A 19,395-nucleotide genomic window follows, 5' to 3' on the forward strand; every position below is an offset into this window, starting at 1 on the left:
TAGGTGTCAACTTAACGTAAAACTGCTAATAGCAAAAGTTGTCTTTCGATGACTAAACACTAGTACACAACGGCATAAATAAACCAACTATTCTCAATCGTCCAAAAGCCTATACTGTCTTCGTTTTGACTTTTGACTTTCGCACTGCTTTACTAGTCCGTTTTAACGGACTTGAGCTATCAGACAGGGAATTCATTCCCTGGCGGGTGTGGAAGCCAATAGAAGACAAGCAGGGGGAGAAGAGAGGCAGGGGGAAGGGAAGAACAGAAGTTTTTTCCGATCATTACCCGTCAAAATAAATTTGACGAACTACTAAGTTTTTCATAATTTTGCAAAAGTCTAAGTAGGTTAGCATTGAAAATCGTCGTTATGGCAAGGCAAGAGGCACTCATGCAAAAGGCAAGAGTGAAGAGGGTTTGGGCTATTTTACTTTTCTTTACATAGATTGGTTTTATTGTGTTCACCTACTTATGTCCCAACCGTTTTGAGTATAGAAAACAGAAAAATGACTTTTTCCCTACGGTTTTAGAACGTTGGCGGGAAACTGCCCTTGCACGTTACCAGCGGGTATATAATGACAGACCACATAGAAAGCGTTGAATTTAGTCCCATTCATAGTTTTAGTGCCTCTTGCCGCACCACAACCTAACTGGGTGCTACTTTTCCGCACAACCTGGGTAAAATGCCCGGTAGCAGAAGAGAAACCTGGACTATTATAGTTATAAGCTTTGACTTCATCGTACCATGACTGAACTGCTGTGTTAGCCAGGCTGTCTGAACTTATCGAAGGGGCTGTAGTGTAGTAAACATATAAGTTTTCTCCAGCATTATTGCGCTGATTAGCTGCACTGTGTTGAAGCAATCCATTGGCTGCTAAGTATTGCGCCCAGGTTTGAGCAGTGTTATTAGCAGAATTACTAATTGTCATATTGGGACTACGATGGATAGCTCGATAAACGTTATGTTTAGACAAAGCATTGCTTCTAAGAACATTCAAATCAATATTTGTTTGCGCTAAAGCAGGATTGCTGCCAATTGGCATTAAATTTGCCACCTGAGAGGGAATGATTCCTGTGAGTCCGAGGGTTAACGCTGTACCTGTTGTTAATGCAAAATATAAAAGAAGTTTATTCATGATTTTTATCCTTCCTATAACAAGAATGAATTTTGAACAAAGTCAGAGTATAGGGCGAATTGTGATTTAATCTTTACAGTCCCCGCTGCGGCTTTTGTTTGATTTACCTAATATGCAACTTAACAACATTACCGCTTATCTTTTAGTATCTCATGGGAGTCGTGATCCTCGTCCAGATATGGCTATGCAGCAATTAGCTAGGCTGTTAAGAGAGATATTACCCCCAGGGGAAAATTTCGTAGAAGTTGCTACCCTAGAGGCAAATATCCAACCTTTACATCTGCAAATTCAAGATTTTGCTCATCTTGTTCAGGCTTTTGGCTGTAAAAAGCTGCAAATTATTCCCCTATTTTTGTTACCGGGATTTCATGTGATGACTGATATTCCCGCAGAAATCGCCCTGGCAGAACAGGCTATCAGTGAAGGAATGATAATAGAATTGCGTCCTTATATTGGTAGTTATCCTGGTTTAGAAAAGTTTTTCGCGGGGATAATGACTACGATTAAAGCAGATGTATCCATTATTTTAGCTCATGGTAGCCGACGGGCTGGTTCTCATACCTCTGTCGAAAGTATAGCAGCTACTGTCGGCGCAGTTACAGCCTATTGGTCTGTCCCTCCCAGTTTAGAAGTCAGAGTACAAGAATTAATCGCTGCTGGTTATGGACGAATTGCGATTTTCCCCTATTTTTTATTTACAGGTGGGATAACTGATGCGATCGCTCTGGCAGTAGAAACGCTAAAATTACAATTTCCATCAGTCAGTTTTCAACTCGCACAACCATTAGGAACAAGTCGAGAATTTGCGAATTTAATCGAGAATTTCATCAAAGAAGAGGAAAAAGTTGTTGGGTAAAGTCTATTTAGTCGGTGCAGGTCCTGGAGATCCTGGACTCATGACTCTCAAAGGAAAAGGTTTATTAGCTTGTGCAGATGTGGTTATTTATGATGCTTTGGTGAGTCCAGAAGTGCTGGAAATGATTAACCCCCAAGCCGAACAAATCAACGCGGGTAAACGCATGGGTAGACATTCACTGTTACAGGAAGTCACCACCGAATTACTCATTGAAAAAGCAGAAAATCATGCCATAGTTGTCCGCCTCAAAGGTGGTGATCCTTTTATCTTTGGTCGTGGTGGGGAAGAAATGGCGGAATTAATAGCCGCAGGTATCCAGGTAGAAGTTGTCCCCGGAATTACATCGGGAATCGCCGCTGCCGCCTATGCTGGTATTCCTTTAACCCATCGGCTTTATAGTTCTTCTGTCACTTTTGTAACTGGACATGAATCCGCTGGTAAGTATAAACCCCAGGTAAATTGGCAAGCGATAGCTCACGGTTCGGAAACTATAGTAATTTATATGGGTATTCATAATTTACCCTACATTATTGAACAATTTACCCTAGCTGGATTGAGTTTAGATACACCCATTGCCTTAATTCGCTGGGGAACTCGGCCAGAACAGGAAGAATTAATTGGTGAGTTAGGAACAATTGTCAAACAAGTGGAAACAAAAGGATTTCTTGCACCTGCAATAGCTGTAATTGGTGCAGTCGTTAAGATGCACGATATATTATCTGGTAAGGAAAGAAAGGAAACTAAATAATTATGAATTAGTTAAGTTTAACAACATTGAATGCCTCCTGAATACTACCTTAGAGGGTGTTTGAAAAGTCATGATTGTTGTATTAAATGTTTTAAGTAATTAGACAAAAATATTTACAGTCATTGCGAGCGAAGGGAAGCAATCGCAAGGGTTATGATTGCTTCATTTCACTTCGTTCCATATGGCTAACGCCACGCTGCGCTAACGCAATGACATTGTGTAATTAATTTTGTCTCACTACTTAAAGCAAAAGCTTAATGGTGTCAACTTAATCTCAAATCCCTACCACATCTCGTTCCTAGTCTCTGACTAGGAATGCAGTTAATGAGGCTCTGCCTCTAATATCATTGAAGTCAGAGCCTTCTAGAATTCATTCCCAGTCTCTGACTGGGAATGAGATAACTTGAGTTCTTTGCGGGATAGATGTTTTACGTTAAGTTGACACCAATGAAGCTCTTGCTTTACCCCTTAACGGGTGACAAGTTATGTATCACTTCTTTGTCAATTTGTCAATAGGAAATTTTTGCGATCGCTCAAATTAGATCATTTCTGAGCAAATTTATGGCTAAAATTTTTGTAAAGTTTTGTATTAGCCTGGGAAATTAATTTCTGAAACTACTGTCAATAAAGGGTTTGAGACTAACATCTTCTGAAAGATCCAAAATTGACAATAGTAAGCCAATTATGAAATTCTCTGAAATTATAGCAAATCGCTGAAAGTATAGCAACCTCGTTGATAAATAGAAAAGATTCTCAATTAATTATTAAGAAAATCTAAAGGCAAATTGCTAAAAGTTATAAATATCAAAAGTATTGTTGATTTTCTATAATTTAAACTTATCATACAGCCATTATGAATAATATAAGTAGGTCAAAATTATAAAACCAAACTGTGTAAAGAAAAGTAAAATCTCCCCAAACCTCTTCCCTGTTCCCTTGTCATAACGACAATTTTTAACGCCAACCTACTTAGCAAAATTCAGAAATCATCAATAAACATTTAAAATTCAATATTAAGCGGATGTAGTATTTTGTCTTCCTAAAAGAGCCGCACCTATATATGGTATTTATTGCCTCGAATACTGTATAATCAAGAAAAACTTCACTAAAAACATATATATAATTATGAATACATTAGAAAAATTAGAACTGTTGGGTGAAAACTGTAGCGACAACACAGAATTAGATAGAATTATTGGACAACTTTTAAATTTAATTTTAACCCGTTATCGTCAAAAACTCGCTATCTATAACTTAGATATAGATAAATTTGAGAAAAAATATCAACTCACTTCTGAACAATTTTTAGAACAATTTAACTCAGGAAATTTAGGAGATGAAATGGATTTTTTTGAATGGTTCGGCTTATGCGAACTACGCAAAGATATTTTACAAAAAATCCATAAAAGACAAATTTCTGAACATATAAAATCTCAATTAAGTTAGTGCGATAGCGAACCGCGACCTACTAATCGGATCAAAATCATCAAAAATATTAACCTTTCCTTGCCAAAAACCCCCAATTCTCGCTCTAATGAAATGCAATGGAGGGCGCAGACCCTGCGCCCCTACGGGTTTGGCGATAAAAAACCGTACCTCATAACATCAGGAAGTGCTGTATAGCACCAGACAGGGTAGTTAGGACGTTCCGGCGGAATATCTCTACTTAATGGCTATAAACCTCATCCATTTTGAAACCTGAAGTAATGCGAGCATCTTGCTCGCTACTTAACAGCAGGGAGCAAGATGCTCCCACTACTTTCAATAACTATGGTTTTCATCTTAGACGGGGTTTAGCTATAATTATTACCAGAAATAGCGATTTTTTCACCAAATACCGTAATGTCATTGTCATTGCAATATGCTATACTCAACACGCCTTAATAATTTGATTCTGTGGGTAGGAGTAAAGCAAAAGCTTAATGGTGTCAACTTAACGCAAAATCTTCATCCCGCAAGGAACTCAAGTTCCTTGCTAATAGCGAAAGTCATCTAAAAGATGACTAAATACTAGGAAAATTCATTAGTCCGTTTTAACGGACTTGAGCTATGAGACAGGGAATTTATTCCCTGGCGGGTGTGGAAGCCAAACAAATAAGCCATCTGTAACCTAAGTTGACACCAATGAGTAGTGCTAAACCCCTACCATATATCGAAGTTAAAGTGATTCATATTGACTTCATATCACTAAAATTAATAACGTTGAAAGGTTACTAATCACTTATTTGTCAATTTGTCAATAGTAAATTTTTACTATCGCTCAAATTAGATCATTTCTGAGCAAATTTATGGCTAAAATTTTTGTAAAGTTTTGTATTAGCCTGGGAAATTAATTTCTGAAACTACTGTCAATAAAGGGTTTGAGACTAACATCTTCTGAAAGATCTAAAATTGACAATAGTAAGCCAATTATGAAATTCTCTGAAATTATAGCAAATCGCTGAAAGTATAGCAACCTCGTTGATAAATAGAAAAGATTCTCAATTAATTATTAAGAAAATCTAAAGGCAAATTGCTAAAAGTTATAAATATCAAAAGTATTATTGATTTTCTATAATTTAAGCTTATCACAACATATCTAATAAATAGCATCTAGGATAAAACTAAGAGCATATTATTAGATTATGATTGTGCGATCGCAAAGTGCTGCTGCAAGCAGTTCGCTCTTTTGGCACACAAACCCTAAATCTAGCCAGATTACCAGCTTGGACAATTGAAGATGGTATCATATATTCTCGTTTTGCTGGATTACGCGCGAGGAAATAAGTGAAAGTTTTAGTTATCGGGAATGGGGGACGGGAACACGCTCTAGCGTGGAAACTGCTGCAATCTGATAAAATCGAGCAAGTGGTCTGTGTACCAGGTAATGGTGGTACTGCAACTATGCCCGGTTGTGAAAACTTGCCCTTAGCAGTGGATGATTTTGCTGGTATTAGCGAATATGCGGTAAATAATGATATTCCTCTAGTAATTGTTGGACCAGAAGTACCTTTAGCTCAGGGAATTACTGATTATTTGCAAAATCAAGGCTTAATGGTATTTGGTCCAAATAAGGAAGGGGCGCAAATAGAAGCAAGTAAAGCCTGGGCTAAAGCCTTAATGGCAGAAGCCGGAGTTCCCACAGCTAAATCTGCGGTATTTACAGAAGCAGCCCCAGCAAAAGCTTACATTCAATCCGCAGGTGCGCCCATTGTGATTAAAGCCGATGGTTTAGCGGCTGGAAAGGGGGTAACAGTTGCCGAAACCATTGCCCAAGCTGAAGCAGCAATTGAGGCAATTTTTCAAGGACAATTTGGATCTGCTGGTAGTTCCGTTGTCATTGAAGAATGTTTAGTCGGGCAAGAAGTATCTATTTTAGCTCTCACCGATGGTTTAACCATTCGTCCATTATTACCTGCTCAAGATCATAAGCGTGTTGGTGAAGGTGATACAGGAGACAATACCGGGGGCATGGGTGCTTATGCTCCCGCCCCAATAGCCACACCGCAGTTAATGGCACGGGTACAAACAGAAGTATTAGAAAGAACTATTCACGCCTTACAGGCTAGGGGCATTGACTACCGAGGCATTTTGTATGCGGGGTTAATGATTTCACCAGATGGGGATTTTCGGGTTTTAGAATTTAACTGTCGCTTTGGTGATCCAGAAACCCAAGTGATTTTACCAATGCTAGAAACACCTTTGGAAGATTTAATTTTGGCTTGTATAGAACAGCGGTTAGGAAATATGCCGCCGATTGCTTGGAAACAAGGGGCAGCGGCGACGGTGGTGGCTGCTTCTGGTGGTTATCCGGGAGAGTATATTAAGGGTAAGGTAATTACTGGTTTTGCCGCAGCCCAGACCGTAGGGGCGACGGTTTTTCACGCGGGGACAAGGTTAAATGCCGTCCAGGAAGTTGTGACAGATGGCGGTAGGGTGTTAAATGTCACTGGTTTGGGTGAGGATTTTCAAGCAGCTTTAGCTCAAGCCTATGCAGGTATAAAGAGCATTCAATTTGATGAAATGTATTATCGCCGAGATATTGGTTATCGGGTTTTAGGCTGATTTTTGGGTACTTGAATTAGATTTTTTGCTCTCGCAGAGGCGCAGAGGCGCAGAGGAATCTTAAATAAATCCTCCCCCCCTGCCCCCCTGCTATATTTTCTTGTATCGCAGCCCTCCCCGCAAATTGCTAAAAGTTTGTATGCTGAATCTATATGGTTGTTTATAGTTCTTAATTAAAACTGGTGCAAGAAGATTTTCGTTTAATTATTGATTTAGTTTTGGTGTTTGCTGTTGCAGCTTGCGGTGGACTATTAGCTGCGCTGTTAAAACAACCTGTTTTGCTGGGATATATCATTGGTGGGATGGTTGTTGGTCCTTCTGGACTGCGACTGATTAAGGAACTTATCCAAGTGGAAACCTTGGCTCAGTTTGGGGTGGCGTTTTTGTTGTTTGCTTTGGGTGTGGAGTTTTCCTTAACGGAACTTAGGAAAGTTAAAGCGATCGCTCTCGGAGGTGGTACTTTACAAATTATCCTGACTATTCTCATCACTGTTTTGGTCTGTGGTGTCACTGGCGCTTGGGGAACTTTGCCCGCTAAGGGTGTATTTTTGGGTTCGATTTTGTCTCTGTCTTCCACTGCGGTGGTTCTCAAGTGCTTAATGGAACGCAATGAGACGGAAACACCTCACGGTCAGGTGATGCTGGGGATGTTGGTTGTCCAGGATTTAGCCCTGGGACTAATGTTAGCTGTCTTACCAGCCCTCCATGCACCAGGAGAGGTGATTGGCATTGCTGTGCTGATGGCATTGCTAAAGATTGGTTTATTTGCCGCTGGTGCGGTTGTAGCGGGGATTTGGTTAATTCCTCCCTTACTCAGATTATTAGCCAGAACGGAAAGTAAGGAGTTATTTTTATTAGGTATTGTCACCATCTGTTTAGGAATTGCCATATTCACAGAATACTTGGGGTTATCTATTGAAATGGGGGCATTTGTCGCTGGATTGATGATTTCTGAGGTGGAATATGCTGATGAAACTTTGACTATTGTTGAACCATTGCGGGATATATTTGCTAGTTTATTTTTTGCTGCCATTGGGATGTTGATTGATCCGGTATTTTTGTGGCAAAATCTAGAATTGATTCTCGGATTGGTGGCTTTGGTTTTTGTGGGTAAGTTTTTAATTATTACTCCTTTAGTAAGCCTGTTTCGCTATCCTTTAAAAACATCTTTAATTGTGGGGTTGGGATTAGCACAAATTGGGGAATTTTCTTTTGTTCTGGCTAGTGAAGGGCAATCTTTAGGTTTGGTGTCTCGGCGGATATATTTACTAATTTTAGGAACTACTGCCGTTACTTTAATGTTGACTCCTTTTGTCTTGCGATTAGTGCCATTTTTATTCGATTTTGCTGAATCTATGCCTTGGCTAAAACCATATTTGGTGGATGACCAAGCTCGTGATTTTTCGGAAGATTTGCCACAGAAAAATCATATCGTAGTTTGTGGTTATGGACGACTGGGTAAAAATTTGGTGAAGTTGTTACAGCAATATCAATTATCTGTGGTAGTAATTGACCAATCAGAAAGTCGGATTCAACAGTTAAGGGAAGCAGGAATTGCCTATGTTTATGGTAATGCGGTGAGTCTTCATGTCTTAGAAACTGCTGGTGTTAGTCATGCTCAAGGAATGGCGATCGCACTCCCAGATCCTGCTAGTATTCGACTATGCTTAAAACGATCTTTGGAAGTATGTCCAGAATTAGATACAGTTGTCCGTGCTACCCAAGATAAAAATATTGAGCTTCTTTATCAATTGGGGGCAAAGGAAGTTGTCCAACCAGAATTTGAAGCTAGTTTGGAAATGGTAAATCATCTCTTAATTACTGTGGGTTTGTTACCAGAAGTGGTACAAGAGAAAATGCAACAAATTCGCCAAGATCATTATTTGGATTTACGCCCTGAAAGTTCTGCTGCTGAAGTTTCTCAATATTTACAAAAAGTCACCCGTGATCTAAATCGTCGTTGGTATGACTTACCAGCAGATTCACCTTTAATTGGCATGACTTTAGAAGAAGTGAATATGCGTTATTTAACTGGGGTGAGTTTAATGGCTATTTGTCGGGTTGATGGAGAAGAAATTGATTATCCCAATAGTCAAACTACACTCCTTCTAGGCGATCGCCTATTAGTGGTAGGATCAGCAGAAGAATTAACAGCTTTAATCCAATTTGCTGAAGGTAAAATCACCATTAAGTAGCAATACTTGTCGGTTAAGGGAACACCAAAAAATAAATTACCCAATTTTGTGGGATGGGCATCCTGCCTGTCCTTGATGATTAGCAGGCTTTTCGGCCTGCACCACAAGAAATTTTTGGGTATTTTTTTAATTGGAAGTCCCAAGGAAATGTAGGTTGGGTTGAGCGATAGCGAAACCCAACAAAATCCATGATAATATTGGGTTATGGCTGATGCTTCCGGCTCCCGCAGGGGTACGCCTATAGCTAACGCCTCCCGTCAGGGATACATTTACGTTCCACAACCCAACCTTGTATCTTAGAGGGATGTTAGAGGAATGGAGGTTAGGTTTCTGGAGATGATCGGTTGCATCTAATACTTTTCAAACAACCTCTAAAATTCAGGGTTTTGATAGGCGAGATAAACAGCTTCTAAAAATACATCTGAGGCAATATTTCCTGGCAGAATTTCTAAATTAATAATAGATTGAACCTGTTGGGTGAGTTTTAAAGAAAGTGCTGTCCGGGCTTTTGTGGACATTCCACCGCGTCGGCGTAAATATTCTCGAATAATGGCAAAATCATCTGGTAATAAAAGTGATAAATCGGCTATTTCTCGTAATTGAATATGGAAAGATTTAGCTGTTTCAGAAATAGCTAAATTTGATGATTTCACAACTGTTTCTGCCTGAATTACAATTGTCCCAGCAGCTAAATCACCAAGACGCTTTTCTCGATTACTAAAAGTAATTAAAAAAGCACCAATAAATAAGGATTCATCAAGAGGACGGAGTAAGGCTCGTAATGCTGATTGTTGTAAACCCACAGGTCTACCATCATCGCGCACAACACGAATTTTAGCAATCCTTTTACCGGGTGTTTGTCCTTGCCAAAGAGTTTCAAAAAGGACGAAATAACCTGTGTAAATAAAGAAAAAACTTAATAGAGATATGGCTATCAACCACAAACCAAAATTAGAGCCAAAAATACTAACTCCCAAATCAGTAATTTGCTGAAAAATAAACGACCATATTAACGCCAATATTACTAAAGTAAAAGCTAAAATTAGGTAGTCAATCATTAGTGCTAAAGCCCGACTACCAATTCCAGCCAGGGTAAATTCTATTTCTACACTTTCAGGTGTAGTGAATTTAATGCGATTAAAAAGGTGCATTATATTTGAATTTAATTAAATATCGTGATCACGTAATTGTAAACCCAACCCTTCTCGCCGACTTCTAAGGTCATAATAAATAACGGCTTTAACTGTTTGCCAAAAAGGTGTAATTAATGCTAAACCAGCAAAAGTCAGCCCAAGAATTAACAGGGAAAAAATCATTGAAAAACCAGCATTTCCCTCTTTTAGTAAAGGTGTGAAAATCAACTGAACAATACTAGTGATGATTTGAATAATAAGTTGGATGGGAATGGTTATTAAACTACCAATTAGGGAGATTAACACTATTCTGCCGATATTTCCTTTGGTTAATTCCCAGCTACGATTAATCGTTGAACTACCGTTAACATCATCCTCAATAGCTAGGGAAACATCTACTAAATAAAATCTAGTTCCTATCCATACAATTCCTGTAAAAATGATTATTATTTCTACCAAAGTTATTAAAATGATAATAGCTATATTAGCTGGATTTGCATCCTGTAATCCTCCTAGTAATTCTGTTGATATACCTATTAGTAAACCACCAATAAGTATAGATCCAAATGTAATTCCTAGAGTAATGACGAGCATGAGGATAATGTTGACAAAAAATTCCCATAAGCGGGAATTGACAAACCGCTCACCGGATGAGACGCTTTCTGGTTGGTTAACTAATTCGCCAAAAGCTAATCGAGAAATCAGGGCTGAAAGGGCATAAAATTTCACCCAACCGTAAATAGGAACTAGTAACCAAGCATAAGCTTTAAGGGCTATGAGAAAATATTTTTTGAGATGGGAACGGTACAATCGTATTCCCGCACTGACAACACTACCTAAACTTAATGGTTGAATAGGGTTAGAAGAACCAAAATTTCCAGACATGGTGTTAATTTTTTCCTAAGATACGGTGCTTACTTTGAAGTTATTTTAAGCTAATCTGTACTAAGTATTTAGAAATTTTATGAATATTCAACGTTGGATAGGAAGACGAGAGGCTAATTGGCAGCGTTTAGATGCTTTGTTGAAGAAGGTAGAACAAAAACGCTTAAAGTCCCTGCGTTCGGCAGAAATTAGGGAACTGGCGAGTTTATATCGTTCTGTAGCAGCGGATTTAGCTAGGGCGCGGACTCAGCAAGTTGGTAAAACTTTAATTCAAAGTTTACAATCATTGACAACTCGCGCCTATACACAAATCTACCAGGGTTCGCGGCGACAGGAATGGCAAGCAGCGAAGGAATTTTACCTGTGGGGGTTTCCTCAAGTGGTGCAGCAAACGTTGCTATACATTGCCATAGCCACCGCTATGTTCATTTTGGGAGGCTTAATTGCTTGGTGGTATGCTTGGCAAGATCCGAGTTTTATGTCTTTGGTAGTACCGGAAAGGTTGATTTCTCTGGTGCGAGATAAGGGTGAATTATGGATGGGTTCGATTGTGGGGATTGAACCATTAGCTTCTAGTAATATTATGATGAATAATATTTCTGTGTCTTTTGGGGCTGTAGCTGGGGGAATTACGGCGGGTTTATATACAATTTATTTATTAGTATTCAATGGTTTGTTAATGGGCGCTATTGGTGCTTTAGTTGCTCAAAATAATCTGGCTTACCCGTTTTGGGCGTTTGTATTTCCTCATGGTGCTTTGGAATTACCTGCGATATTTTTTGCGGGAGGTTCAGGTTTGTTGCTGGCAAGGGCAATTTTATTTCCTGGTAAATATCGCCGCCGTGATGCGTTGAAATTTTACGGTTCTTTGGCTGTACAATTGGTTTTTGGGATTGTGCCGATGTTGATTGTTGCTGGTTTAATTGAGGGTTTTTTGTCTCCAAATCCGATTGTTCCAGATCCAATTAAATATTTGTTTGGGATGGGTTTGTTTGTGGTTTTGGTGAGGTATTGTAGTCGGAAGAAGAAAATATGAATGTCTCACGCAAAGGCGCGAAGGAAGAAATTGTATTGTTTTACCAATGACTCCTGGGCGCAGGCCCTGCGCCCCTACCTCCATTAATTCCTGCAATATTTCACAGTTGATTTCTGGCTTTAAGTTGTAAATATTTATCAACTAATTGTTCGGAAATTTGATTTGCTGGTGCGTCAAGAACTAATACTCCTTTTTGTTTTAATTGGGCAAATGCTAGTTGTCTTTGTGCTAATAAATCTAAAGCAACTGCGCGAATATAGGATTGTGTGGCATCTTCAGTAAATGTATGTGCTAAATTATCAACTTGAGGATCTCGCAGGGTGACGCAAAATGGTAAATAACGGGGTGCGAGTCTGGTGAGGGCTAGGAGAAGTTCGGAGGAAGCGGTGATATCAACTAAGTCGGTAATGATGACTATTAAAGCCCTGCGGGTTTGTTGTTTGACGACGTGGGTAACTGCACCTAAATAATCAGATTCGAGTAATTCTGGTTGAATAGGGGTGAGTTTATCAATGAGTTGGTTGAGATGATTTTGTCCTCGTTCTGGAGGTATCCACGTATGCAATTTGTTGTCAAATACACCAACACCAACGCGATCGCCTCTGTGCAATCCTGCTAATGCTAGGGACAATGTGGTGTTTAAACCCCAATCAAATCGTTGCAAACCTTGGACTTTGGCTGTCATCAATCTGCCACGATCTAGTAATATCAATAATGTTTGTTCTTGTTCTGGTTCTAAAACTCTAACGAGGGGTCCTGTATTACCGTAGGCACGTCTAGCAGTGGCTTTCCAATCAATAAAGCGTAAATCGTCACCGCTGCGGTAGTTTCGCAATTCTGCAAATTCTGTGCCTATACCCATTTGCCGAGTTTTGCGGATAGAACCTGATGATTGTAATGTCAGACGAATAGAGAGCGATCGCAATCCCACTAAATCAGGATATACTTTTACCTGTGTACTGTGGGGAATTTGCCAATCATGCCACACTAACCCCCACATTCCCAACTGTCGGACTTGGATATTTCCCCAAGAAAACTCTCCTCGTTGATTTGGGTAAACTGTGTAAGTTAATTCCTGGCTTTGATTAGCATTAATATTAGCTGTAACTGTGGTTGTAGAAACAGTAAATTCTTGTGGGTAATAATCGTGGATTTCAATAACTGCATCAATTTTCCCAGCTTTTACTTTTAAAATAACTGAATTATCTCTACCAATAGATAAACGTGATGGTAATTCGCGGGTAATTTCTACGCGGGTTGCTTTCATTCTCCAACCATCAATTACCATGAAGGTGAAAACCGTAAGATCAAATAAACAAGTTATGATTATGGTTTGATAAATTCCCAGAATCATAGATAAAATTGGGGAGATAAATATTCCCGCAATTAATAAAAAATAAACTTTTTTGGATGGAATCATATTATCAAGGATGAATTTATGAATACTGACTTCTGCGGTCAATTTTGTGACAAATTGCAACTAGACTATTAGGAAAATTTCAAAATGTTCCCTTAAATGCTGCATAACTCAGAGCCATAATAATTGGCAGAATAATAGAGATAGAAATAATCAGTCCGGTTTTGCCAAAATGAATTTTTTGCCCATCTGATTTCAAGAAGATAATTACAGATGCAGTTGCCATTAAAAGCCAAATTATTGCAAAGAGAATAAAGATAATAAATGCTGAATCATTCATGGTTTTTATTAACTATCCTTGTCTCTTTAGAGACTTCCAAATAAAAAAATGTCCCAAAACTGATGCAACAATTCTCTCTCTGTGTACTCTGTGCCTCTGTGGTTCGTTTCTTGGGATAATTTATTTCTTGGAAGTCTCTTAGGGAACGTAATTCTTGTGATGAGAGTCGTTTTCAACATGAGATTATCAATGAATTAAGTAGGTGAACACAATAAAACCAAACTGTGTAAAGAAATGTAAAATCGCCTAAACCCTCTTCACTCTTGCCTCTTGCCTTTTGCCTTGCCATAACGACAATTTTCAACGCCAACCTACTTATCTAGGAACTGGAACTTGATTAATTACTGCTGCAACTACTGCATCAATTTGTAAACCATCTAGCATTGCTTCCGGTTTCAATAATAAACGATGACGCAATAAGGGTGAAGCCACTGATTTTACATCATCTGGAGTGACAAAATTCCTTCCCGATAACCAAGCTGCGGCTTGAGAAGTTTGCAACCAAGCACCCGCAGCGCGAGGAGATGCACCTAAAGCTAAATCAGGATATTGACGGGATTTTCTCACAATTTCTAATAAATAATCAACTATTGTTTCTGATACTTGAACTTGTTTTACAGCTTGTCTAGCTTGCAAAATATCAATTACTGTAGTGACAGGTTTTAAGTTAGCAATATCTGTACGTTTTGCAGTAAATCCAGACTGACGATTTAATAACATTTGTTTTTCGGCTGCTTGTTCTGGATAATCTACAACTAATTTAAACAAAAACCGATCTAATTGTGCTTCTGGTAAAGGATAAGTTCCTTCAAATTCTAAAGGGTTTTGGGTAGCAATTACCCAAAATAAATCAGGTAATGGTAAACTTTCACCGTCGAGGGTAACTTGCATTTCTTCCATTGCTTCCAAAAGTGCAGCTTGGGTTTTTGGAGGAGTGCGGTTAATTTCATCGGCTAAAAGTATTTCTGTAAAAACGGGACCTTTTTTTAATGTGAAATCGCGGGTATTTAAGTCAAAAATATTTGTCCCTGTAATATCTGACGGGAGAACATCTGGAGTTAGTTGAATACGACGAAAATCAGATTGGATTAATTGTGCCAATACTTTAACTAACAATGTTTTTCCTGTGCCAGGAACTCCTTCTAAAATAATATGTCCACCTGCTAATAAAGCAATTAATGTCTGTTTAATCAAAGCGGGTTGTCCAACAACTATTTGATTAATTGCTTTTCCCAGGTTAATTAAAACCGAATTATTAGTTTCACTCATATTTATCAATCACTCACAAAAAAAAGGAATAAAAAAAGATTTCGAGAAATATCATGTTCATCAAAAGATCTATACCAAATTTATCTAAAGCTGCACAGAATCATAATCATCCGTATTTATCTGCGTTTATTTGCGTTCATCTGCGTTTAATTATTTTCGCAAATTACGCCATTTCTCTAACCAGCTTATCAGTTCTCGTTCACTTATTCGACGTTTTTGTGATTGTAGTTGTAATACTGCATTAAGTTTTTCTGTATTATTCCCTGTTTGTTCTTCCCAGATTTTTAGTAAAACCTGATTGTCTACAGGAATTTGACTCAAACCCAAAGCTTTTTGCAGTTGTATTTGTTCTTCTTTCCCCAACATTTCCACGACAAAATCGGTAGATTCTGCTTTGTGGAGAACTCCCGCTAAAGCTTGAATATAAGCCTGACTATTATTTATGACAGGTGTTTCTAAGTTTACTGGTTTACCAAAGCGGCGATTTTCTGCCCAAATTAATGCCAATAATAGGACAATTAGCTGGATAAAGGCTGGTAATAGGGGAGTTTTGGCGAAGTAATTGAATATACTATCTTCTCCTACTTTTTTCTGAATATCTTTGTCTTTATAGCCATGTATATATTCGTCTACAAATACTTTTTGACTATTTTTAGTGACTAAATCTGCTAATAATTTAAAATTACTGTCATTCTCTTGATAGGCATTAGCAGCTAAATATGGTGTTGTTACTAAAATTACTTTGCCTTTACCGGATTTTTTCTGCCAAATTATTGCTCCAAATTCGTCTCCTAATATGACTTGTTCTGCTTTTGAAGTATGATATCGGCGACGGGTATCAATCTTGATGTTTCCGAAGGGTGATTGCTGCTGTGTACTAAATACTGCTGCTGTTACTGGTTGTTTAATTCCTAAAATTACGAGGTTATTCCCTTTTTTTACCCATTCTTCTGGTTCTGAATATATTTCTATTTCTTGAAGGGCGCTATTAACTTGTAATAAAGTAATAGGGTTTTTTGTTGTTGGTAAATCACTAAATGGTTTTTGCCAACGTTGAATACTGATATTTTGATCTTGCATAAAGGCATACCACGCACCATAGCCATCAGGGCCGCGATTATAAGTAGAACCACTAGTTATTTGGGTGTTGGGGGCTGCTATAGTGGTAAGTAAAATAATCACGGCTAAGACTATCGCACCTAACCAAGCAACGCGCTGATTGCGTTTCATGATTTATCTGAATTAGGAATTTCCAAGAAAAAAATTATCCCAATAAATGAACAAAAGAACCACAGAGGCACAGAGAACACAGAGAGAGAAGAAATAGAGAGAGTTTTTGCGTTAGTTTTGGGACATATTTTTATTTGGAAGTCCCTTAAAAGAAACTTTTACTCCTGACTCCTGACTAATGATTCCTGGATTTTTCTATAAGCTTGCCAACACTGTTGATAATTTTCTGCTAAAATCTCATGCTGACTAAAGCACAGTTGTTCATGGGTGGTGATTAATGTTTGATATGGTTGGAGGAGGGTGACGGAGGATTTGAGTAATTGCAAATATTCTCCGTCCGTGCGGCTGGGTTGTTGGCGAGCGATCGCTTGTTCATGTAATTGTTGTAACATTGCTAAATAAATACAACGACAGGCTTCTCTATAATTATACTGCCGTTGAAATTCCTGAGCTTGGCTTAATAACAGGGTAATGGATGTTTCTCTGGAATTAGCTTTGGTTTTAGAACCCCTAGCATTACTCACCGCCTTCAGCCAAGTATAGATATAAGGATTAAATTCCTGCCATAAGCGCCAACCTACCCATAGCAAGAATAAACCCAATCCTGACCAAAATAGGATTGTTAGTAATTCATTTAACCAAGGACTGATTGACCAGCCAGGAGGCAACTCTGGTAAGGTGGTTTCAAATCTGGAAAATTGGTATTCTACCCATTCTCCTACCTGCTGTTGGAATAAGGAAAACTGCCACACCCAATTTGTTTGTTCAAAAGCATCTGTAGTCATAAAACAGAATGGCTTAACCTATTATTTATTTACATCATTACTGATTTTGCTAATGTTATAGCGGTATGTACTTGAATGAAGTCCAAAAATTAAGTCAAAAGCCTTACAGCACTCCTCCTGACTGGGCGCAGTCCCTGCACCCCTACCTCCTCCAATAGCATGACTATTTACTTTTATAAGGTTTCCCAGCCATACGGGTGTTTTTCTAATTTTTCTCCTCACGGGATTGATGTCGAAGGTACTTATTGGCCAACTGTTGAGCATTATTATCAAGGACAAAAGTTTGTTGGTAGTCCAGATGCCCCGATTATACCTTTAATCCACGCTGCTCCTACCCCTGAAGAAGCTGCTGCTTTAGGACGTTGTCCCTCTCGTTGTCTCCGTCCAGATTGGGAATTGGTGAAAACTCAGGTGATGCGAAGGGCAGTATTCAAGAAATTTATCACTCATCCTGATATTAGGGAAATATTATTAATCACAGGTGATGAAATGCTCATAGAAAATTCGCCTACAGACTGTTTCTGGGGCTGTGGTGCAAATCATACAGGAGAAAATCACCTCGGTAAAATCCTCATGAGTGTACGGGCAGAAATACGGTTACAGTTATTAGAAATATGAAAAATTTTATACTGCTTGTCTATTAAAATACTGTTTAGCTTAAACAGTAGAAGCCTCTCACCTACCCGATAGGAAGGCGATGAGGAATGAACACTTTCTTGATTTTTTTTCAAATATTTGATATAATTTTCAAGGGTAGGTGTAACTCAATTAAATGCTGAAAAGCAGCCTATCAAAAAAGTTAAAAATTATCTCAAAAAGTCCCTAGGGCATAGGGCTTTAAAGCTCGGTTAATGTCTTCATAGAGGAGTCGCCGAGAAGCCCACACTCACCTGAAAGGGAGTGTGTGGAGTATGTCACGAGAAAAGCAAAAGGCACTGGTCTTTTACAATCAAGCTTTACCTTTAATGCGGGCTGTGGGCGATCCCTATGGAGAAGTTACCATTCTTGATAATATTCGTGCATTAGGAGGGTTTTAAGGTATTTTAGGGTGCATGAGGGTGAAATCTGTTTTGTTTCAAAACTTAAAAAATCCTGAGTAATTACTCAATTGCATCAAAATAAAATTACTGCTAAAAGTAGCGTGTAATTCCCAAAAATATAGGTTTTCATCAAACTTATGTTTTTTATTTAGTAAAGTTTAATTGCAAAAATGTCCCATCGAATTTAAAGCTGTTATCTTAATAGTTGAAGCAGGTATAGCTTCCCTGGCAGATACGACAGCTAGAGAGAAAGAAGAAAGAAACCACAAATGAGAGGTAAAAGCGCTGTTTAATTTACATCTGTCTCGTCAACAAACAACAACACCCAACGCGAAAGCTGATATTTCCTCAAATGAATGAAAATCAGGGGGCGCTGTGACTGGTTTCCATCCCTTGTTGATCAAGTTGATGAAAGGTAGTACATCCCTGGCTAGAGTTAACAAAAAGAGGGATTCAACAAGCTAGTAGATGTCTGGGTGTTGTTGTTTGTAATTTTGTACTAGAATTAAATAGAAAGAGATATTGAAAATAGCGCCTTATGTCAATTATTGCGCTCAGAGCGTGGTATCTACCGGATTATGAACCGATTGCAGAACTGGAAAAACGTCCTCCAGATATTCGGCTGAGTAAAAAAAGCTTATTAAAATCAGGATTGCGAGCAGACTTTTTAGAGGATAGCGACGCAGTAAAAACATCAACTTGGTTTGGGCGATATTTAGAAGGAGAAAATATTGAGTTTTATATTGAAGGCAGCGGTGGATATTCTGTAGCTAACATTGACTTGATTAGTCATGAAATTTATTTTACTAAACAGGCTGTATTAGCCCAATTAGATCCGACAATATATTTCTGTTATCAAACCGAATATGGGACAGCTAATGATCTCCTCAGAGAAGAATTGCTTACCACTTTAAAAAGTATAAATGAAAAATCGCATTTTCCCCTAACTTTAGTAGAATCACCTCGTCCAAAAAATGCTTGTTTGCGTTTAAATCGCGCCAGCATGAGAAAAATCCGTAAGAGTTTATTATTTATTGCTGATACCACTGCCATAACTAGCATTGACAGTCAGGAAACAAATCAACTAATTCCCAGTCCTCATGTCTGTGTCGAAATGGGTTATGCTATTCACAGTAAACGGACTGAACAAATTTTGCTGGTGCAAATGCAACGTCCAGACTTGGTAGGGCAGTTTCCTTTTGATTTACCTACCCAGCAGGTTTTACAATTTCAAAATGGTACGGAACTCAAGCAAATGCTGACAGGAATGATTGAAAACCAATTGGCTAAATTCAAATTATTTTAAATACAGCAAATTGCAGATTAATGAGGTACAGAATCT

At 38.5% G+C, this 19,395-nt stretch carries 18 protein-coding genes; 9 read left to right on the plus strand and 9 right to left on the minus strand.

The features are described 5' to 3' along the window. Window positions 1–517 precede the first annotated feature (517 nt). Window positions 518–1,135, minus strand: a complete 618-nt coding sequence (locus AA650_RS13650) for a CAP family protein (protein WP_053539430.1) — start codon at window positions 1,133–1,135, stop codon at window positions 518–520. Window positions 1,136–1,247: 112 nt separating this feature from the next. On the opposite strand from AA650_RS13650, the gene AA650_RS13655 reads away from it, so the two are divergent. From AA650_RS13655 to AA650_RS13665, 3 genes are all read left to right on the plus strand, one after another. Further along, window positions 1,248–1,991, plus strand: a complete 744-nt coding sequence (locus AA650_RS13655) for a sirohydrochlorin chelatase (RefSeq protein WP_053539431.1) — start codon at window positions 1,248–1,250, stop codon at window positions 1,989–1,991. Then, entirely contained in the window at window positions 1,984–2,739 is a 756-nt protein-coding gene (gene cobA / locus AA650_RS13660; protein ID WP_199924249.1) for a uroporphyrinogen-III C-methyltransferase, read from the plus strand. Before AA650_RS13655 ends, cobA begins: the two co-directional genes overlap by 8 nt. Before the next feature lie 1,125 nt (window positions 2,740–3,864). Beyond that, window positions 3,865–4,185 carry a hypothetical protein gene (locus tag AA650_RS13665; protein ID WP_053539433.1) on the plus strand — a complete coding sequence of 107 codons (321 nt, stop codon included), beginning with the start codon at window positions 3,865–3,867 and terminating at the stop codon, window positions 4,183–4,185. Between the two features lie 1,157 nt (window positions 4,186–5,342). Here the strand turns inward: AA650_RS13665 and AA650_RS29120 are convergent. Next, complete coding sequence (locus AA650_RS29120; protein WP_255540003.1) at window positions 5,343–5,468, minus strand: hypothetical protein; 126 nt, start codon at window positions 5,466–5,468, stop codon at window positions 5,343–5,345. 37 nt (window positions 5,469–5,505) lie between these two features. On the opposite strand from AA650_RS29120, the gene purD reads away from it, so the two are divergent. Continuing rightward, window positions 5,506–6,783 (plus strand): phosphoribosylamine--glycine ligase, encoded by a 1,278-nt coding sequence (purD, locus tag AA650_RS13670; protein ID WP_053539434.1) that lies wholly within the window; start codon window positions 5,506–5,508, stop codon window positions 6,781–6,783. Between the two features lie 182 nt (window positions 6,784–6,965). Further along, window positions 6,966–8,978 (plus strand): cation:proton antiporter domain-containing protein, encoded by a 2,013-nt coding sequence (locus AA650_RS13675; RefSeq protein ID WP_053539435.1) that lies wholly within the window; start codon window positions 6,966–6,968, stop codon window positions 8,976–8,978. A 371-nt stretch (window positions 8,979–9,349) separates the two neighbouring features. On the opposite strand, the gene AA650_RS13680 is transcribed toward AA650_RS13675, so the two are convergent. Both AA650_RS13680 and AA650_RS13685 read right to left on the minus strand, forming a co-directional pair. Further along, entirely contained in the window at window positions 9,350–10,129 is a 780-nt protein-coding gene (locus AA650_RS13680; protein ID WP_053539436.1) for an RDD family protein, read from the minus strand. Window positions 10,130–10,144: 15 nt separating this feature from the next. Further along, window positions 10,145–10,996, minus strand: a complete 852-nt coding sequence (locus tag AA650_RS13685; protein WP_053539437.1) for a DUF975 family protein — start codon at window positions 10,994–10,996, stop codon at window positions 10,145–10,147. Between the two features lie 79 nt (window positions 10,997–11,075). On the opposite strand from AA650_RS13685, the gene AA650_RS13690 reads away from it, so the two are divergent. Then, window positions 11,076–12,032, plus strand: coding sequence for a stage II sporulation protein M (locus tag AA650_RS13690; RefSeq protein ID WP_053539438.1), 957 nt, complete (start codon window positions 11,076–11,078; stop codon window positions 12,030–12,032). 100 nt (window positions 12,033–12,132) lie between these two features. Here AA650_RS13690 and AA650_RS13695 read toward each other — a convergent pair whose 3' ends face one another. The 5 genes from AA650_RS13695 to AA650_RS13715 all read right to left on the minus strand — a co-directional run bounded on the left by AA650_RS13695 (window position 12,133) and on the right by AA650_RS13715 (window position 17,013). Next, window positions 12,133–13,452, minus strand: a complete 1,320-nt coding sequence (locus tag AA650_RS13695) for a DUF58 domain-containing protein (protein WP_053539439.1) — start codon at window positions 13,450–13,452, stop codon at window positions 12,133–12,135. 79 nt (window positions 13,453–13,531) lie between these two features. Further along, window positions 13,532–13,729, minus strand: a complete 198-nt coding sequence (locus AA650_RS13700) for a hypothetical protein (RefSeq protein WP_053539440.1) — start codon at window positions 13,727–13,729, stop codon at window positions 13,532–13,534. 315 nt (window positions 13,730–14,044) lie between these two features. Then, the gene (locus AA650_RS13705; protein ID WP_053539441.1) at window positions 14,045–14,998 is read right to left on the minus strand and encodes an AAA family ATPase; all 954 of its coding nucleotides are present in this window, start codon (window positions 14,996–14,998) and stop codon (window positions 14,045–14,047) included. Between the two features lie 150 nt (window positions 14,999–15,148). Beyond that, entirely contained in the window at window positions 15,149–16,228 is a 1,080-nt protein-coding gene (locus AA650_RS13710) for a DUF4350 domain-containing protein (RefSeq protein WP_053539442.1), read from the minus strand. A gap of 158 nt (window positions 16,229–16,386) precedes the next feature. Continuing rightward, window positions 16,387–17,013 (minus strand): DUF4129 domain-containing protein, encoded by a 627-nt coding sequence (locus AA650_RS13715; protein WP_053539443.1) that lies wholly within the window; start codon window positions 17,011–17,013, stop codon window positions 16,387–16,389. Between the two features lie 159 nt (window positions 17,014–17,172). Here AA650_RS13715 and AA650_RS13720 point away from each other — a divergent pair, with 159 nt between their 5' ends. The 3 genes from AA650_RS13720 to AA650_RS13725 all read left to right on the plus strand — a co-directional run bounded on the left by AA650_RS13720 (window position 17,173) and on the right by AA650_RS13725 (window position 19,359). Next, the gene (locus AA650_RS13720; RefSeq protein ID WP_053539444.1) at window positions 17,173–17,631 is read left to right on the plus strand and encodes an NADAR family protein; all 459 of its coding nucleotides are present in this window, start codon (window positions 17,173–17,175) and stop codon (window positions 17,629–17,631) included. Between the two features lie 293 nt (window positions 17,632–17,924). Continuing rightward, window positions 17,925–18,050 carry a hypothetical protein gene (locus AA650_RS29125; RefSeq protein ID WP_256366891.1) on the plus strand — a complete coding sequence of 42 codons (126 nt, stop codon included), beginning with the start codon at window positions 17,925–17,927 and terminating at the stop codon, window positions 18,048–18,050. 541 nt (window positions 18,051–18,591) lie between these two features. Further along, on the plus strand, window positions 18,592–19,359 hold the full coding sequence (locus tag AA650_RS13725) for a hypothetical protein (RefSeq protein WP_053539445.1): 768 nt from the start codon (window positions 18,592–18,594) through the stop codon (window positions 19,357–19,359). The last annotated feature ends 36 nt before the right edge of the window (window positions 19,360–19,395 follow it).

This window comes from Anabaena sp. WA102 (assembly GCF_001277295.1).
In the GTDB taxonomy this organism is placed as follows: domain Bacteria; phylum Cyanobacteriota; class Cyanobacteriia; order Cyanobacteriales; family Nostocaceae; genus Dolichospermum; species Dolichospermum heterosporum.

Bases quoted from the DNA above. Each gene is read 5' to 3' on its own strand.
- AA650_RS13650 (WP_053539430.1), bottom strand. From the start codon at position 1,135: ATGAATAAACTTCTTTTATATTTTGCATTAACAACAGGTACAGCGTTA.
- AA650_RS13655 (WP_053539431.1), top strand. From the start codon at position 1,248: ATGCAACTTAACAACATTACCGCTTATCTTTTAGTATCTCATGGGAGT.
- AA650_RS13665 (WP_053539433.1), top strand. From the start codon at position 3,865: ATGAATACATTAGAAAAATTAGAACTGTTGGGTGAAAACTGTAGCGAC.
- AA650_RS29120 (WP_255540003.1), bottom strand. From the start codon at position 5,468: ATGATACCATCTTCAATTGTCCAAGCTGGTAATCTGGCTAGATTTAGG.
- AA650_RS13680 (WP_053539436.1), bottom strand. From the start codon at position 10,129: ATGCACCTTTTTAATCGCATTAAATTCACTACACCTGAAAGTGTAGAA.
- AA650_RS13685 (WP_053539437.1), bottom strand. From the start codon at position 10,996: ATGTCTGGAAATTTTGGTTCTTCTAACCCTATTCAACCATTAAGTTTA.
- AA650_RS13690 (WP_053539438.1), top strand. From the start codon at position 11,076: ATGAATATTCAACGTTGGATAGGAAGACGAGAGGCTAATTGGCAGCGT.
- AA650_RS13695 (WP_053539439.1), bottom strand. From the start codon at position 13,452: ATGATTCCATCCAAAAAAGTTTATTTTTTATTAATTGCGGGAATATTT.
- AA650_RS13700 (WP_053539440.1), bottom strand. From the start codon at position 13,729: ATGAATGATTCAGCATTTATTATCTTTATTCTCTTTGCAATAATTTGG.
- AA650_RS13705 (WP_053539441.1), bottom strand. From the start codon at position 14,998: ATGAGTGAAACTAATAATTCGGTTTTAATTAACCTGGGAAAAGCAATT.
- AA650_RS13710 (WP_053539442.1), bottom strand. From the start codon at position 16,228: ATGAAACGCAATCAGCGCGTTGCTTGGTTAGGTGCGATAGTCTTAGCC.
- AA650_RS13715 (WP_053539443.1), bottom strand. From the start codon at position 17,013: ATGACTACAGATGCTTTTGAACAAACAAATTGGGTGTGGCAGTTTTCC.
- AA650_RS13720 (WP_053539444.1), top strand. From the start codon at position 17,173: ATGACTATTTACTTTTATAAGGTTTCCCAGCCATACGGGTGTTTTTCT.
- AA650_RS29125 (WP_256366891.1), top strand. From the start codon at position 17,925: ATGTCACGAGAAAAGCAAAAGGCACTGGTCTTTTACAATCAAGCTTTA.
- AA650_RS13725 (WP_053539445.1), top strand. From the start codon at position 18,592: ATGTCAATTATTGCGCTCAGAGCGTGGTATCTACCGGATTATGAACCG.